The following is a 16,300-nucleotide window of genomic DNA, read 5'->3' as shown; positions in this document are numbered from 1 at the left end:
TGCGATCTTTTGATCTTATGAGCGCGCCAGCTCCAGCAATCTGGATCGCCACGCCGCTTTCGCCGGCAGCGCCAGAAAGAACTCATTGAGCAGCGATTCCCGCGCCGGATAACAGAACGCTTCGCCCTGCAGATCCACCACCTCACCGCCCGCACCTTCGAGCACGCCCTGTGCTGCCGCGGTATCCCACTGCGAAGTCGGCGCCAGTCGCGGATAGCAATCCACTGCCCCTTCGGCCAACAGACAGAATTTCAACGAACTGCCGATATTCGTCAGTTGCAGCTCGCCAAGGCTGGCGCTCAAACCAGCGAGCAGGCGCTCCTGCTCCGGACTGGAATGCCGGCGGCTCGCCACCACGGTGAACGCTTCACCAGCGGCGAGTACGTCACGCACCTGAATCGCCACCGGCGAGCCACCTTTATCCCCACGCCACGCGCCGAGACCCGCACCGCCGACATAGAAACGCCCATTGGTTGGCATCGACACCACGCCAAACACCACCCGACCGTTTTCGATCAGCGCGATGTTGACGGTGAATTCTTCACTGCCACTGATGAACTCCTTGGTGCCATCCAGTGGATCCACCAACCACCAGCGCTGCCACCCGGCACGCACGCTCTGCGGGATGTCGGCATCTTCTTCGGACAGAATCGGAATACTGGAGTCGAGCGCGGTCAGCCCAGCAACGATCACATGGTGCGCAGCGATGTCCGCCGCCGTCACCGGTGAGTCATCGGACTTGGCGGTGACCGCCACATCAGCGCGCCAGAACGGCAGGATCGCCTCGCCGGCCTGCAATGCCAGCTCAACCACTGGCGCCATCAACGGATGGGGAAAACTCATCGACATCTCACTCATGACTGAAAAAAACCGCGCTGCGTCAGCAGATCACGCGCCAGATACAACGCCGCCAAGGCACGGCCTTCGGTAAATTGCGGGTTCTGCGCCAGCGCCGCCAGCTCACTCAGGTTGACCTTGTCGACGCGCATCGGCTCGGGTTCGTCGCCCTCCAGACGCTCCTCATAGAGGTCGGTGGCCAGCACCACCTGGATCTTCTGGCTCATGTAACCGGGCGACAGCGACAGCTCGGTCAGATGTTCCAGTTGGCGGGCGCCGTAACCGGCCTCTTCCTTGAGCTCGCGCTCAGCGGCTGCCAGCACATCCTCGCCCGGCTCGATCAGGCCTTTGGGCAGGGACAGTTCGTACTCGTCAGTGCCGCCGCAGTATTCCTCGACCAGCACTGCGTGTTCTCTATCGAGCATTGCCACAATCATCACCGCGCCATAGCCCGCGCCTTTGCCGACCAGACGCTCGTAAGTGCGTTCCACGCCATTGGAAAAACGCAGTTTCAGTTCTTCGACGCAGAACAGACGACTGGTGGCGACGATCTCGCGGGCGAGTACAGTGGGTTTCTGGCGCATGCAAAGCTCCTTGGCGTGAACGCGCTACTATAACGCGGCTTTCCCGATTGTTTGTGTCGGATATCTTTCTACCGCTCGAGACGTTGCCATGCCTTCTTTACCGTGGTCTGACATCGATACCGTCCTGCTGGACATGGACGGTACGCTGCTGGATCTGCACTTCGACAACCATTTCTGGCTGGAACACCTGCCGCAACGCTACGCCGAATTGCACGGTGTGAGCCGGGCCATGGCCGACATGGAACTGCAGCCGCTGTTCGAGCGCCATGCCGGGCAACTGCAGTGGTACTGCCTGGATTTCTGGAGTGCCGAACTCAAGCTCTCGGTGCGTGAACTGAAACTGGAAACCGCACACCTGATCGCGCTGCGCCCGGATGCCGATACCTTTCTGCACGCGCTAAAACAGGCCGGCAAGCGGGTGATCATGATCACCAACGCCCACCGGGACTCGCTTTCGCTGAAACTGGAACGGATCGAACTGGCGCCGTATTTCGAACGGCTGATCAGCTCCCACGATTACGGTTATCCCAAGGAGAACCCGCAGTTCTGGGATGCCTTGCAGGCGGATATCGCTTTTGATCCGGCGCGCAGTCTGTTCATCGACGATACGTTGCCGATTCTGCGTAGTGCACGGGATTTCGGTGTGGCACATCTGCTGGCGGTGAAAGAGCCGGACAGCCGCAAGGGGCCGAAGGACACCGCCGAGTTTGCGGCGGTCGAGGACTACCGCGATTTGATTCGGGGACTCTAGCAACACCACTGTGGCGAGGGAGCTTGCTCCCGATGGGCCGCGAAGCGGCCCCAAATGTTCACGACTGCTGCGCAGCCGAACGGGAGCAAGCTCCCTCGCCACAGCGTGGTTATTACTTCGGAATACGGAGCTTCTGCCCTGGATAAATCTTGTTCACATCCTTGAGCATCGGTTTGTTGGCGTCGAAGATTTTCTGGTACTGGTTGGCGTTGCCGTAAACCCGCAGGGAGATCGCACTGAGCGTGTCACCTGCCTTCACCTCGACAAATTCCGCAGCCACCACTACCGGCCCCGTAACGGTAATCTGGTCATCAACACTGCCAATCCCGGCAATATTGCCCAGAGCCAGGAGAATTTTTTCTTTCTCTTCCTGACTCGCGACTTCACCCTTAACCGTGACCTTGTCGCCATCCACCGTCGCCTGAACATTTGGATCGCCCAGACCGACCTTGTCGATATGTTCCTTCAACTGCTCGCTGGCATTGGCATTGCCCGGGGTCAGCAGGTCGATCAGCTTTTCACCGGCTTCTTTCACAAAGCTCAACAGACTCATAGCGCACACTCCTTGATTGGGATTCCAGACGTCCAAGCCTAGACCACACCAGACCAACCCGGTTCCGGGCCGACCAATGACCCGGCAGCCGCTTGATCGACGCCATCTATCAATAGATCGACAGTACCGATTAGACGCGACAAGTTGCCGCGCCTAGTCTTAGCGTTGATCAATCCGTCGGTGATGCCATGAACGCCAAGCGCCCAACTTGCGCGGCGCCTGCACTCGAAACGCCCGCGCCCGCCGCCAGCCAGACCTACAGCTACAGCGATCTGCCCCTTGTGGAATCGGCCAGCACCGCGCTCGCCGAGGAAGTTGCGTTGGCGATCGCCTACAACGGCATCAGTCAGGCGGTGATGCTGGTGACGCCGACGGATCTGGAAGATTTCATCGTCGGTTTCAGCCTCGGCAGCGGCATCATCGAAGACGCCGGCGACATTTATGACCTGCAACTGACCGGCGCGGGCTCGGCGCAATACGCGCAGGTGACCATCGCCAACCGCGCGTTCTGGAACCTCAAGCAACAGCGCCGACAACTGGCCGGCACCAGCGGTTGCGGCCTGTGTGGCGTTGAAGCTGTCGAGCAAGCCTTGCCCGATCTGCAAGTTTTGCCCGGCGCACCGCTGCCGCCAGCCGTGTGGCTCGACGGTCTGCGCCAGCGCATCGGGGCGTTCCAGCCCCTCGGCCAGCATTGTGGCGCGGTACACGCGGCGGTGTTCATGAACGCCAGTGGTGAACTGTTGCTGGGCCGTGAAGACATCGGCCGGCACAACGCCCTCGACAAACTGATCGGCGGCCTGATCCGTCAGAAGATTTCCACAGAAGGCGGTCTGGCGATTGTCACCAGCCGTTGCAGTCTCGAATTGATCCAGAAAGTTTTACGCGCCGGCATCCAGACTCTGGTCAGCCTGTCCGCGCCCACGGGCCTTGCCGTGCAATGGGCCCGTCGCCACAACCTCAATCTCATCCACCTGCCGCAGAAGAATGCGCCGCGGGTCTACAGCCCAGCGATGGAGAATCAAGCGTGAGCCAACATCATCAAGCCGACCAGAAACCTGTCCCGCGCTACAAACCTTACAAAGGTGCAGCCGGCGGCTGGGGTGCGCTGATCAGCGTGGCCCAAGCCTGGTTGACCAGCGACAACGCGTTGAAAAACCTGCGCATGATGCTCAAGACCAACCAGAACGGCGGCTTCGACTGCCCGGGTTGCGCCTGGGGCGACTCGCCGGAAAGCGGCATGGTCAAGTTCTGCGAGAACGGCGCCAAAGCGGTGAACTGGGAAGCGACCAAGCGCCGGGTGGACAGCAAGTTCTTCGCCAAACACAGCGTGACCTCGTTGCTGGAGCAGAGCGACTACTGGCTCGAATATCAGGGTCGCCTGACCGAGCCGATGGTCTACGACGCCGAGACCGATCGTTACAAACCGATCGCCTGGGACGATGCCTATGCCCTGATCGGCAAACACCTGCAAGCACTGTCGAGCCCCGACCAGGCCGAGTTCTACACCTCGGGCCGTGCCAGCAACGAAGCCGCGTATCTCTATCAGCTGTTCGTGCGCGCCTACGGCACCAACAACTTCCCGGACTGCTCGAACATGTGCCACGAGGCCAGCGGTGTGGCATTGGCACAGAGTGTTGGCGTCGGCAAAGGCACCGTGACCTTCGACGACTTCGAACACGCCGACGCGATTTTCGTCTGGGGCCAGAACCCCGGCACCAACCACCCACGGATGCTCGAACCGCTGCGTGAAGCGGTGAAGCGCGGCGCGCAAGTGGTGTGCATCAACCCGCTCAAGGAGCGTGGTCTGGAACGCTTCCAGCACCCGCAGCACCCGATCGAAATGCTCACCAACGGCGACAAGCCGACCAACACCGCGTATTTCCGTCCGGCATTGGGCGGCGACATGGCGGTGCTGCGCGGCATGGCCAAGTTCCTCCTGCAGTGGGAGCGCGATGCGCAGAAGGCCGGCACGCCGGCAGTGTTCGATCATGACTTCCTCAATGCGCACAGCGCCAACGTGCTGGAGTATCTGGGCGTGGTCGATGACACGCCGTGGGAGCAGATCGTCGCGCAGTCCGGCCTGACTCTGGTGGAGATCGAGCAAGCGGCGCGCATGTACGCCAAAGGCAAGAACGTGATCATGTGCTGGGCGATGGGTATCACTCAGCATCGCCATTCGGTGCCGACCATCCAGGAAATCGCCAACCTGATGTTGCTGCGTGGCAACGTCGGCAAGCCGGGCGCCGGCCTGTGTCCGGTGCGCGGTCACAGTAACGTGCAGGGCGACCGCACCATGGGCATCAACGAGCGTCCGCCGGTGGCGTTCCTCGATTCCCTTGAGCGGCGCTTCCAGTTCAAGGTGCCGCGCGAAAACGGGCACAACGTGGTCGAGGCGATCCATGCGATGGCCGAAGGCCGCGCCAAGGTCTTCATCGGTCTGGGCGGCAACTTTGCCCAGGCCACGCCGGACAGCCCGCGCACCTTCGCGGCGCTGAGCAATTGCGACCTGACCGTGCAGATCAGCACCAAGCTCAACCGCAGCCACCTGGCCCACGGTAAAGATGCACTGATCCTGCCGTGCCTGGGCCGCACCGACATCGATATCCAGAGCGAAGGCCCGCAAGCGGTCACCGTGGAAGACTCGTTCAGCATGGTTCACGCGTCCAACGGCCAGTTGCAGCCGCTGTCGAACCAGATGCGCTCGGAACCGGCGATCATCGCCGGCATCGCCGCCGCCACGCTGGGCAGCAAACCGGTGGACTGGAACTGGCTGGTGGCCGATTACCGGCGCATCCGCGACCTGATCGCCGATACCATTCCGGGCTTCAAGGACTTCAACGAGAAGGTCAAGAACCCGGGCGGTTTCTACCTCGGCAACAGCGCTGGCGCGCGCAAGTGGAACACTCCATCGGGCCGCGCCAATTTCCGCGCGAACCTGTTGCCGAAAGATCTGGTGCATGAGCGCACCCGCGCCACCGGACAACTGCCAGACCTGATCCTGCAATCGATGCGCTCCCACGATCAGTACAACACCACGATCTATGGCCTCGACGACCGTTATCGTGGGGTCAAGGGCCAGCGCGATGTGTTGTTCGCCAACGAGGCCGACATCATTCGTCTGGGCTTCCGCCCGGGACAGAAGGCCGACATCGTGTCGATCTGGGACGATGGCCGTGAGCGTCGGGTGAAGGGTTTTACCTTGCTGGCGTTTGATATTCCGGCGGGTCAGGCAGCGGCTTACTACCCGGAAGTGAATCCGCTGGTGCCGCTGGAAAGCACCGGTGATGGCAGCCATACGCCGACGTCGAAGTTCATTGCGATTCGCCTTGAAGCGGCGAGTGAGACGGGGTTGATCATGGCCAAGTCCGCGTAATGCGGTGCCTGGACTGACCCCTTCGCGAGCAAGCCCGCTCCCACATTTGAAATGCATTTCAATGTGGGAGCGGGCTTGCTCGCGAAGGCGGTGGCTCATTCAACAAAATCCTTTGTACCCTGCACCTTTCAAACGCCCACAAAAAAGGCCGCTTTTTCACAAAAGCGGCCTGTCCGAAGTAGCTAAAGACCGGCAAAAATCGCTTAAGTTCCGCATAAAAAACAGTAACTTGCAGAATTGTATACAAGTCGTGTTATTCGTCGGAATTCGATTGTCAGCCTTGTTACACCACTTCAGGATCGCGCCGTCATCCCTTTGAGGCTCCTCTATGAAGTTCTCCTCGATTCTCTTGTTGTCCCTTGGCCTGGTCAGTGGTTTTGCATCTGCTGGAGGCACCACCGAAGCAGGTGTGGGCGGCGCATTGGGCGGGGTTCTTGGCTCGGTCGTCGGTCAGTCTTTAGGCGGCAGCACAGGTTCAACCATTGGCGCAGCCCTGGGCGGCGCGGGTGGTAGCGCGGTCGGCGCCAACAAACACAGCCGTGGCGAAGCGGCCATTGGCGGTGCGTTGGGCGCAGCCGGCGGTAACGTGGTTGGTCGCAGCATGGGCGGCACCACCGGCAGCCTGATCGGCGCCGCCGCAGGTGGCGGTGCCGGTGGCGCGCTGGGCAATTACATGGGCAACAAGAGCAATGAAGACGATCGTCGTTATGATCGTGGTCGCGACGACCGTCGCTACTACCGCGACGACCACCGCGGTCGCGGCCATGCTTACGGCCATCGCAAGCATCATCGGTATTACAACCACCGCTGATTGCCAAGCCTTGCGGGCAACGGATCAAAAGATCGCAGCCTGCGGCAGTTCCTACAGTCGAACCCTGTAGGAGCTGCCGCAGGCTGCGATCTTTTTTGCGTTTAGCAAACCAGCAAACGTTCCAGCGCCTGGCGCAACTGGCCGGGAATCGGCACCGGTTGATTGCTCGCCCGATCCACAAACACATGGACGAAACGTCCCGCCGCACACGCCTCGCTTTCGCCAGCCTTGAACACCGCCAGTTCATATTGCACCGAACTGTTGCCCAGCTTGCCGACCCGCAGACCGACCTCGATCTGATCCGGGAACGCGATCGAGGCGAAGTAATCGCAAGATGAACTCACGACGAACCCCACTACCTCGCCATCGTGGATATCCAGGCCACCGACCTGAATCAAGTAAGTGTTCACCGCGGTATCGAAAAAGCTGTAGTAGGTAACGTTGTTGATGTGTCCGTAAGCATCGTTGTCGTGCCAGCGGGTGGTGATCGGCTGGAAATGCGGGTAATCGGTGCGTTGCGGCATGGTGCTGGACATCGGTGTCGATTCCTTGAGTTTCTGCCCAGTCTAAAGGTAAAAACCTTTCCCTCGCGCCGCCAACTCGCCAATCAGTGGCGCCGGCCGCCATTGATCGCCCTGTCGCGTCTCCAGCGCCAGCAAGCGCTTGTGAATGTCTGCCAGCCCCTGATCGTCCGCCCAGGCCATCGGGCCGCCTCTGTCCGCCGGGAAGCCGTAGCCATTGAGGTACACCAGATCGATGTCATGGGCCGATCCGGCAATGCCTTCCTGCAGAATTTTCGCGCCCTCGTTGACCAGCGCCAGAAGACACCGCTCGAGGATTTCCTCGGACCCAATCTCCCGGCGCTGAAAGCCGAGGCCTTCGCTGACGCTCAATATCAGCGCATCGACCTCGGGATCATGTTCGGCCTGACGACTGCCCGGCTCATAATGGTAATAACCGTTGCCGGATTTCTGCCCGAAGCGGCCCAACTCGCACAAGCGGTTGTCGACCTGAACCTCCGGCGCATCCTGGCCCTTGCCGGCCAATTCGCGCGCACGCCATTCCAGATCAATGCCGACCACGTCGTACATGCGGAACGGCCCCATCGCGAAACCGAAGCCCTGCAACGCCGCATCGACCTGCTGTGGAAAAGCGCCCTCGAGCAGCATCTTGCGCGCCTCCAACACGTACGGATGCAACATGCGATTGCCGATAAACCCGTGGCAATTACCCGATATCACACTGACCTTGCCCATGCGTTTGCCGAGCGCCAGTGCCGCTTCCAGCACGGCTGGAGAAGTCTGCGCCCCACGAACGATTTCCAGCAGCTTCATGATGTGCGCCGGGCTGAAGAAATGCAGGCCGAGTACTTGCGACGGACGCTTTGTTACAGCGGCAATCGCGTCGATATCCAGCGCCGACGTGTTGCTCGCCAACAACGCCGCAGGCTTGAGCACGCTGTCCAGTTCACGAAAGATCTTCTGTTTGAGCTCAAGATTTTCGTACACCGCTTCAATCACCAGATCGACATTACGGATCGCCGCATAATCCGCCGCTGCACGAACTCGGCCGATCCGCGCATCCGCTTCGGCCTGATCAATCCGGCCCTGGCGCACGTTGTGAGCATAAGTGTCGGCCACCGTGCCCAACGCCTGTTCAAGCATCTGTGGATTGTTATCGACCCACTGCACGGCAATGCCGGCATTCGCCAGGCACATGACGATGCCACGGCCCATGGTGCCCGCGCCGATCACGGCAGCTTGCTGAATATCGAACGATGTCTGGCTCATGTTGTTCTCTTGTTGGCGATCCGAAGACAGCCTTCACCATAGTCAGGCACCGGGCATTTTTGAAGTTTATTACCGTGATGAGCGACATTCAGCGCATGGATGAGGCCGTCAGGGCACCGCACTTCCCCTGTGGGAGCGAGCTTGCTCGCGAAAACGGAGTGTCATGCATGGATATTTCAACTGACATGACGCCTTCGCGAGCAAGCCCACTCCCACAGGGTTTGTACTTACTCGGGCAGATGATTGTCAGCCCAACTGCGGACTTGCGCGTACGGATACTCCTCCAGCGCCGCATACCCCGAGATCGTTCGCGCCTTCAACCTGGTAAACAACGGCACACTGATCCCGCACAGAAACCGCGTCAGGCGCTCCGCCGTCGGCACACTGCCGGTGTGCTGTTCGTGCCTGTGGATAAAATCACCGCACAGCGCCGCGAAGTTTTTATCCACAAGCGCTGGCAACTCGGGAGGGGCCGGAAGCCGTGCGACATCACCGTGGCACACCGAACAGTGCCCGCAGCGCTCGGGCGCGTTGTGATCGCCGAAGTATTCGGCCAGGCGATAACCCAGGCAGCGCTCAGTGCCGAACAGTTCGAGCATGGCGTGAATCCGCGCGATTTCAGTCTGCTCATGCCGGGTGAAACAGGCATGCAACTCAGCGCTCAATACAGCGCTGTCGAAATCACTGTGCAGCACGTTGTAGACCTCGGTCATCTGCTTGCTTTCAAGCTCGACCCAGCCCTTCTCCTGAAAGTAATCCAGCGCCTTCACCACCCGATTGCGCTCAGCTGAATACTGCGTGTACATCGCCTCGAAATTCACCGTCGCCCAGGTGCGTGCACGGCTGGAGGTCTGGATGATGGCCGCGACAAAATCCCTGCGCTCACCGTCGAAACGCTCAAGCAACGCTTCCGGCTCCAGCAGGTATTTGAAACGGTACTCGGCGTAATAGGCATATCGCGGAGCAATCAAGCCGCGCAGCTCCATTTGCACCAACAACGTCTTCAGCGGCAGCGTGCGAATGTTGCTCTGATCCGCCAACGGCCCGAGCAGAAATTCCCACTGCCCTTCAGGTGCGGCAGCCTGCATTTCCTCCAGCACACAACGAATCCCCTCGCGCTCCGGGGTATCGCCGTAGACGAAGTTTTCCAGCACGTTGAGGCTGTCGCGATTGGCCAGCACCAGACAATCCGAGGGCTGCCCGTCACGCCCGGCGCGACCGATCTCCTGACTGTAGTTTTCGATGGATTTCGGCAGGTCGAAATGCACTACGTTGCGGATGTCGCTCTTGTCGATCCCCATGCCGAACGCAATGGTCGCGACAATGCAATTGGACTGCCCGGCCATGAAGCGCTTCTGAATCGCCTCGCGCTGATCGTTGGGCAACCCGGCGTGATAAGCCTCGGCCTGTATGCCGTTGCGCCCCAGATGTTCAGCGATGTGCTCGGCGGTTTTCTGCAACGTGACGTAAACGATGCTCGGCTGGCCCGGACGCTCGCTCATCCACTCCACCAGACGTCGGCGTTTGTCCTGGCCGCGCACCGGCTCCACCAGCAGATTGAGATTGGGTCGATAGAAACCGGTGGTCACAACATCCGCTTCGGCGATGGCGAATTTGGTCTGCATGTCGGCGATGACCTTCGGCGTCGCCGTGGCAGTCAGCAGCAGCGTTTGCGGGATGTTGAACTGGCGTTGATAGTCCGGCAGTTTCAGGTAGTCGGGGCGGAAGTTGTGGCCCCATTCCGAGATGCAGTGCGCCTCGTCAATCACCAGCAGCGAGATCGGCACCTGCTGCAAAAAATTGCGAAAACGCTCGTTCTTCAGGCGCTCCACCGAGATCATCAGGATCTTCAATTCACCCGAACGGGCGCGGGCCATCACATCATTGGCGTCATCGCGGTTTTGTGCCGAATCGATGCTGCCGGCACTGATGCCGTGGCCCTTGAGGAATGCCAGTTGATCCTGCATCAACGCCAACAGTGGCGAGACCACCAGGGTCAGATGTGGCAGCAACAGTGCCGGTACTTGATAGCACAGCGACTTGCCAGACCCGGTGGGGAAAATCGCTGCCGCCGAGCACCCGGCCAGTACCGCGCTGATCGCGGCTTCCTGCCCGGGTCGAAACTGTGGATAACCGAAAACCTGTTCCAGGATGTTGTGCATGCGCTGTCACTCCGTTGACCGCTGTGATGCCAACAGCCTAGCGGGCGATCGCAGCGCGTCGAGAAAAGGCCGGGGGTCAATTCAATACGGGATGATACAGCCAATGGCGCAAACACCTCGGTCCCCTCTGGGAGCGAACCCGTTCGCGAAGAGGCCCTGCCGAACAACACCAAAACAAACCATTCAGGGCCGCAAAACCGCCACTCGCAGTTGCTCGTTCAACATCTGCTCATGCACGCCCTGGCTCTTGCTTGCCCACAACGCATGAGCCGGGCTGATGTCACCCGTGAAGGCCGCCGCCAACTGCCGCAGTTCCGCGACACTGCGCACGCGCGGGCAGAATGGCTGTCCGTCACAGTCCTGACTGGCGTTGCGATAGGTACTCAGCAAACGCTCCCACCACCTATCACGCACCTGTCTGATCGACTTGAGCTGCACATGCGGCACACCCAGCCGCTGCTCAAGCCCTGCCTCGTCCAGCGCTTCGCTGGCGAGCAGGGCTTTACCGAACATCAACACCTCGGCACGCGAGGCGGTATCGATACTGGTCTGGCTGGAGAGCGCATCGGGCCAACCGGTGCGTTCAAGGTCGGCAAACATCCAGCCGTTACCGACGTCCGACGCCAGGACCGAACGACAACCACTGGCCCACAGCAATAAAATCGAGGCCAAACGTAGCCACTGCATACCTAATTCCCTTTAAGTGCGTATCGGACGCTTGGAAACGCCCTACAGATTCTGGCGCGCACCATACAGACGTTTACCAAGAAACGCCTGTGAATCCTGTGGGAATTTTCAGCGCTAGGGGTTTCACCTCGAAAAAGCCGCAAAACCTTGTAGGGCATATGCCCGATCCTCGGAAAAACCCCTACGAACTCTGTCCATCGCGGCGCTCTTGTGAGTGCTCGCCACGCACTTCTATAGTGGCCGGCGCGACTGACCACTGAATCAGCCCCGCCCAAGTGCCTTTGTAAAGGACAAGCCTGACCATGATTACCCGCTATCGCCCGTTGAAGACTTGCTACAACGAAAATCCCGTATTGGTCATCGATACTCACTCCAGCCATCGCGATCTGCTTGATGCCGCTGACCAGCGACTGCGTGCCGCCAGCGATCTGCTGGAAACCCTTTACTGTTTATGTTTCAAACAGGCCGACGTGAAAGATATACCTAACATCGTCAATGCTCTTTATTTATTAGTGCAGGATGGCTGTGACTTGCTCGAAGTAGCAAAACATAAACCCCAACAACCAGACCCACACTGAAAACAACTAAAATCCAGAAACAACAGAATGCTTTAATAAACAACCAAAATAGAACTAAGTTGTTGACTCTTACTTTCACCGAGAGCAACACAATGACTGTTTTAACTATCTTTTTTTGCGGCACTGGCTCCAATAAATTCGACGTCGCCCACGAAAACTTCTGGAACGGCGAACTGATTTCCACCTTGGCTGCCAATCATACAGGTTACGAGTTTGCCGAGTGGATCGTGGTCGATGGCCCCGGCAGCGGCAACATGCAGGCCGACGATCTATTCACCAAGACCAAGGAATACGGCATGAGCGGCACCTTGTTCGGCAAGGGCTGGGAAGAAAACGTGTTGCACGCGCTCAATATCATCAAGGGCAAGTGCGACTGGCAACGCGAGCAACTGACTGAAGCCGAATACAATCGCCTGAAGGCTGCCGGCATTCCGATTGAAGATGTAAAAGCCGAAGGTTCGTGGTTTTGGCGCAAATATAATTACGGTAATCGCAGCATTACCCAGCAGCAATTACAGGAAGGAATCATCAAAACCCACCGCAAGGATGGTGTTATTCCTACTCAAGTCAATCTCGTCGGTTGGAGCCGAGGCGGCATCAGTTGCCATATGTTGGCCAATGCAATGTTCAAGGACAGTCTGCTGAAAAACATCCCGGTCAATATCTTTGCGCTTGATCCCGTGCCAGGCATTGGTAACTTTCAGGAAGAGCGCGTCAAACTCGCGGGCAATGTCAAAGAGTATGTAGCGTTCTATGCTCGTGACGAACGCTCCAAAGGTTTCAGCTGCGTCATCCCGCAGACCGCTACCGGCACCAAAACCTACATCTATCCTATGGCTGGCCGCCACGCCACCATGGCCGGCAATGCCACCAGCAGCGGCGGCGTCCCGACCGGCGCCAGTGATCTGAAAGCGCTGTCCGAGCCCGGACGCATCGTGCGCCACCTCGCTGAAACCTGCCTCAAACGATGGGGCGTACGACTGCAAAAAACGTTGAATCTGACCCAGGCCGATCTGGAAAACCTCACCAACGGCATCGCACGCGATGAAGCCAAATACAAATTGATGCACAAACTTTCCTACACCTACTTCACCGAGCTGGATCAAGGCGAACGCTACGTTTCGCTGGGCAGCAAAGGTGTACCGTTCACCAGCGTGAAGGGCGAGATCTACAAGCCGGCGACCGGCCTGGCAACCAGCTTGCTGGATATTTCGGCGTATCAGCATTTACGTTGAAAAACGACGAAAGACCGGTAGGAACGTCCGATGAGATCTTCATCCCGTTCCTACATGCCACGACTCTTTGTCGCCTATCGCGGCTTGAGGGCACCTATCTATAGTCGTGACTGTCGCTGGCAAATCAGCGGCTCGGGCTTGGTCACCTGAATGGATCGTGCATACGCGTCCGCTGTATGCTGCCGGCACTCAATTGCCTGCAGTTTTATGGTGGCTGTGTTTGGGACACCTACGGGTGTGCCGGGTCTGTGCACGATCCTCACCGGTTGACCAACCCGAACACAGTCGCCTCCTGTCGCTTGGTCACGATGTGGTGGCTTCACTTGAAGCATTTGAGGATCAACAAAATGAAAACATGGAATCAATTAGCCGCTGATCGCTACCGCTCACTCGAATCCAGCCTCACCGACACCAAGCCCCTGATCATCGACACAGAGGCCAACCCGCAAGACATCCTCGAATGCGCCGTCCAGCGCCTGCGCGCCTCCAGCGACCTGCTGAAAACCCTCTACTGCCTCAGCTTCAAACAAGGCGACGTCGAAGACATCCCCCATATCACCCACGCCCTCTATCTGCTGACGCAGGATGGCTGTGACCTGCTGCAGGTCGCGCAGCAGCAGATGCTCGGCTGGAAAGCACCGGCCTGAGATTGACAATGTTCGGATCGCTCTGCCGCCTCACCTGAGAGCGATCAATAAAAACGTGATCAAACATTGGAGCAACCATGAGCGAGTTTTTTGATGCACTGATGGAAAGCGTTCAGGAAATGGACGAGATCTTGCACGCGCAGCGCTGCAACTCGCCCCTTGCTCCGAAAATATCTGAAAAGAACACGCTGACTTTTCAGCAGAAACAAGCCTATTACGACAAGGTATGCCGCTCGAATTATCTCGCTAGTTTACGCATTGAAGGCTTTGAAACGGTGCCTGCCGATGCGGCTGAATCATTGCCTGTTCGGCAGCAAATCCTTGATCGATACCGTCACAACACTAGCTGACCCCAGAGAGTGATCTGCGGCGCTTAAGTGGCATTATTCTGGCTGCTTACATGAAAAAAATCTTGAATAATGGCAGTTAACAGGAGCCGTTATTGCCGACTCCACGCAAAGAGGCAACCTTCTACTTAAGTGCTATTATTCTGGCAGTTAAGGAAAAAAAATGAAGGAATACTGCCACATGGCCAAGAAAACAGCGCCACTTCTGCCCGCCTCCGCTCGACTGCTGTCGGAATTTGGCGAACGGCTGAAGCTGGCTCGTCTGCGCCGCAAGCTGACGGCAAAGCAGGTCGCTGAACGGTCAGGCATGTCGCTGACCACCTTGCGCAATCTGGAGTCAGGCGAATCAGGAGTAACCATCGGCGCTTATCTGTCGGTCATGCAGGTGCTGGGCCTGGAAAAGGATCTGAATCAGCTTGCCGCGACCGATGAAATGGGCCGACAGCTACAGGATGCTCAGTTAATGCCTGCATCAAGATCCCCAATCAAAAAGCCACAGCGAGTACGCGGAGTCAGCGCGTTAAAAAAAGCTGCATCCGATCACAGCGAGACTTCAAGCGTCATCGATGCCGCTACTACAACAAAACTTCCGGACGATTTTCCAATCAACACGCACACTCTCTCCAATCTGTTGAAGAAGAAAAAGCCAGGCTCCACGACAGGTGAAAAATGACGCTGATCGCTGTTTATGCAGATTGGGAATCGTTGAACGGCGCCAGGCGTCTCGGCTTCCTGCATGCCCGTAAGACACGCAACACCAACGTATTCGAGTTTGAATACGATCCCGTAGCGCTGGCCGACCCCGAGTTAAGCTTCACACAGCTGGACCCACGAATCGGACTTTTTCAAGGACGTCAGTTTCCTGGTCAACATCAGACTCGTTTTGGCGTCTTCGCTGACTCAAGCCCTGATCGTTGGGGCCAACTGCTAATGAAGCGGCGCCTGGAGAGGGATATACGCGACGGTTTGATTCCCAAGGGCAGCAAGCTATTCGAGTCTGACTATCTCCTTGGCGTGCATGACCAGTTCCGCGTCGGCGCCATCCGCTACAAGCTCAACGACGAGGGTAATTTTCTCGACGATCGCGATGGCGTTGCTGCCCCACCCTTTGTTGAATTACGTGCGCTGGAACAGGCGAGTCTGGCCTTGGAAAACGACACGGACAACACCGCACTCGATGGCCGCGAATGGCTAAGAATGCTCATCGCGCCGGGTGGCTCACTGGGCGGCGCCAGACCAAAAGCCAGTGTGGTCGACGAGCATGGTCAACTGTGGATCGCCAAGTTTCCCAGTACGCGAGACGACCACGATGTAGGTGGCTGGGAAATGCTGGTGAACGCCTTGGCGGTCAACTGCGGGCTACGTGTCGCAACCGGCATGGCACGACGTTACGCGAGCGACCACCACTGTTTTCTGGTCAAACGCTTCGACCGAACCGAACGCGGTGGGCGCCACCACTTCGCCTCAGCCATGACCCTGACCAACCGCACCGACGGCGACGACGCTTCAACAGGCGCCAGCTACCTTGAGTTGGCGGAAGTACTCATGGAACACGGTTCGGAGCCCAATGCAGACCTTCGCGAGTTATGGTCGAGAATCGTCTTCAACATCCTGGTATCCAACACCGACGACCACCTGCGTAATCACGGATTTATTCTGGATCCCGGTCGGGGATGGCGCTTGTCGGCAGCGTATGACATGAACCCCGTAGCGCATGCAGATGGGTTGAAGCTGAACATCACTGATGCTGACAACGCGTTGGATCTGGAGCTGGCGAGGGAAGTGGCGGGGTATTTTCGAGTGAGCTCGATACATGCAGAAGAAATAATTGAGCACTTTAAATCCGAGATCAGCAACTGGCCGGAAGTAGCACGTGTATTGGGACTATCCAAGCGTGAACAGGACCTTATGGCAACAGCGTTTAGTGCCCTTTAATGCCCACAAA

Annotated in this window: 17 protein-coding genes; 10 read left to right on the top strand and 7 right to left on the bottom strand. The window is 58.3% G+C overall.

Going from position 1 to position 16,300, the window contains the following annotated elements; genetic code table 11:
• Positions 1-15: 15 nt before the first annotated feature.
• A complete protein-coding gene (cysQ, locus tag NTD85_RS24830; protein ID WP_262143461.1) occupies positions 16-843 on the bottom strand; it encodes a 3'(2'),5'-bisphosphate nucleotidase CysQ in 828 nt (275 codons plus the stop codon).
• An 11-nt stretch (positions 844-854) separates the two neighbouring features.
• The gene (gene nudE, locus NTD85_RS24825; RefSeq protein WP_262143460.1) at positions 855-1,421 is read right to left on the bottom strand and encodes an ADP compounds hydrolase NudE; all 567 of its coding nucleotides are present in this window, start codon (positions 1,419-1,421) and stop codon (positions 855-857) included.
• An 88-nt stretch (positions 1,422-1,509) separates the two neighbouring features.
• Here nudE and yrfG point away from each other — a divergent pair, with 88 nt between their 5' ends.
• Positions 1,510-2,172: a GMP/IMP nucleotidase gene (gene yrfG, locus NTD85_RS24820; protein ID WP_262143459.1), complete on the top strand. Its 663-nt coding sequence runs from the start codon at positions 1,510-1,512 to the stop codon at positions 2,170-2,172.
• Positions 2,173-2,284: 112 nt separating this feature from the next.
• Here yrfG and lysM read toward each other — a convergent pair whose 3' ends face one another.
• Positions 2,285-2,725, bottom strand: a complete 441-nt coding sequence (gene lysM, locus NTD85_RS24815) for a peptidoglycan-binding protein LysM (protein ID WP_003220676.1) — start codon at positions 2,723-2,725, stop codon at positions 2,285-2,287.
• A gap of 188 nt (positions 2,726-2,913) precedes the next feature.
• Between lysM and fdhD the strand changes: the two genes are divergently transcribed.
• From fdhD to NTD85_RS24800, 3 genes are all read left to right on the top strand, one after another.
• Positions 2,914-3,753, top strand: a complete 840-nt coding sequence (gene fdhD / locus NTD85_RS24810; RefSeq protein ID WP_103485301.1) for a formate dehydrogenase accessory sulfurtransferase FdhD — start codon at positions 2,914-2,916, stop codon at positions 3,751-3,753.
• On the top strand, positions 3,750-6,098 hold the full coding sequence (locus tag NTD85_RS24805; protein WP_201136054.1) for an FdhF/YdeP family oxidoreductase: 2,349 nt from the start codon (positions 3,750-3,752) through the stop codon (positions 6,096-6,098). Before fdhD ends, NTD85_RS24805 begins: the two co-directional genes overlap by 4 nt.
• Before the next feature lie 328 nt (positions 6,099-6,426).
• Positions 6,427-6,909, top strand: a complete 483-nt coding sequence (locus NTD85_RS24800; RefSeq protein WP_003220670.1) for a glycine zipper domain-containing protein — start codon at positions 6,427-6,429, stop codon at positions 6,907-6,909.
• 101 nt (positions 6,910-7,010) lie between these two features.
• Here NTD85_RS24800 and NTD85_RS24795 read toward each other — a convergent pair whose 3' ends face one another.
• From NTD85_RS24795 to NTD85_RS24780, 4 genes are all read right to left on the bottom strand, one after another.
• On the bottom strand, positions 7,011-7,445 hold the full coding sequence (locus NTD85_RS24795; RefSeq protein ID WP_003220668.1) for an acyl-CoA thioesterase: 435 nt from the start codon (positions 7,443-7,445) through the stop codon (positions 7,011-7,013).
• Positions 7,446-7,475: 30 nt separating this feature from the next.
• Positions 7,476-8,699, bottom strand: a complete 1,224-nt coding sequence (locus tag NTD85_RS24790; protein ID WP_262143458.1) for a 3-hydroxyacyl-CoA dehydrogenase — start codon at positions 8,697-8,699, stop codon at positions 7,476-7,478.
• Between the two features lie 227 nt (positions 8,700-8,926).
• Positions 8,927-10,861, bottom strand: a complete 1,935-nt coding sequence (locus tag NTD85_RS24785; protein WP_262143457.1) for an ATP-dependent DNA helicase RecQ — start codon at positions 10,859-10,861, stop codon at positions 8,927-8,929.
• 183 nt (positions 10,862-11,044) lie between these two features.
• Positions 11,045-11,548: a polysaccharide deacetylase gene (locus NTD85_RS24780; protein WP_262143456.1), complete on the bottom strand. Its 504-nt coding sequence runs from the start codon at positions 11,546-11,548 to the stop codon at positions 11,045-11,047.
• Positions 11,549-11,850: 302 nt separating this feature from the next.
• Here NTD85_RS24780 and NTD85_RS24775 point away from each other — a divergent pair, with 302 nt between their 5' ends.
• The 6 genes from NTD85_RS24775 to NTD85_RS24750 all read left to right on the top strand — a co-directional run bounded on the left by NTD85_RS24775 (position 11,851) and on the right by NTD85_RS24750 (position 16,290).
• Positions 11,851-12,126, top strand: a complete 276-nt coding sequence (locus tag NTD85_RS24775; protein WP_003220660.1) for a hypothetical protein — start codon at positions 11,851-11,853, stop codon at positions 12,124-12,126.
• Between the two features lie 92 nt (positions 12,127-12,218).
• Positions 12,219-13,361, top strand: coding sequence for a hypothetical protein (locus NTD85_RS24770; RefSeq protein WP_103485306.1), 1,143 nt, complete (start codon positions 12,219-12,221; stop codon positions 13,359-13,361).
• A 347-nt stretch (positions 13,362-13,708) separates the two neighbouring features.
• Complete coding sequence (locus tag NTD85_RS24765) at positions 13,709-14,008, top strand: hypothetical protein (RefSeq protein WP_262143455.1); 300 nt, start codon at positions 13,709-13,711, stop codon at positions 14,006-14,008.
• Between the two features lie 188 nt (positions 14,009-14,196).
• On the top strand, positions 14,197-14,358 hold the full coding sequence (locus tag NTD85_RS24760) for a YhfG family protein (protein WP_410017551.1): 162 nt from the start codon (positions 14,197-14,199) through the stop codon (positions 14,356-14,358).
• A gap of 178 nt (positions 14,359-14,536) precedes the next feature.
• Positions 14,537-15,028, top strand: a complete 492-nt coding sequence (locus tag NTD85_RS24755; protein ID WP_045122694.1) for a helix-turn-helix domain-containing protein — start codon at positions 14,537-14,539, stop codon at positions 15,026-15,028.
• Positions 15,025-16,290 carry a type II toxin-antitoxin system HipA family toxin gene (locus NTD85_RS24750; protein ID WP_262143454.1) on the top strand — a complete coding sequence of 422 codons (1,266 nt, stop codon included), beginning with the start codon at positions 15,025-15,027 and terminating at the stop codon, positions 16,288-16,290. The genes NTD85_RS24755 and NTD85_RS24750 overlap by 4 nt, the downstream gene beginning before the upstream one ends.
• The last annotated feature ends 10 nt before the right edge of the window (positions 16,291-16,300 follow it).

This window comes from Pseudomonas sp. 13B_3.2_Bac1 (assembly GCF_025466205.1).
In the GTDB taxonomy this organism is placed as follows: Bacteria; Pseudomonadota; Gammaproteobacteria; order Pseudomonadales; family Pseudomonadaceae; genus Aquipseudomonas; species Aquipseudomonas fluorescens_H.
The sequence above is the reverse complement of the archived record's forward strand: the minus strand, read 5'-3'. Positions and strand labels throughout refer to the sequence as shown.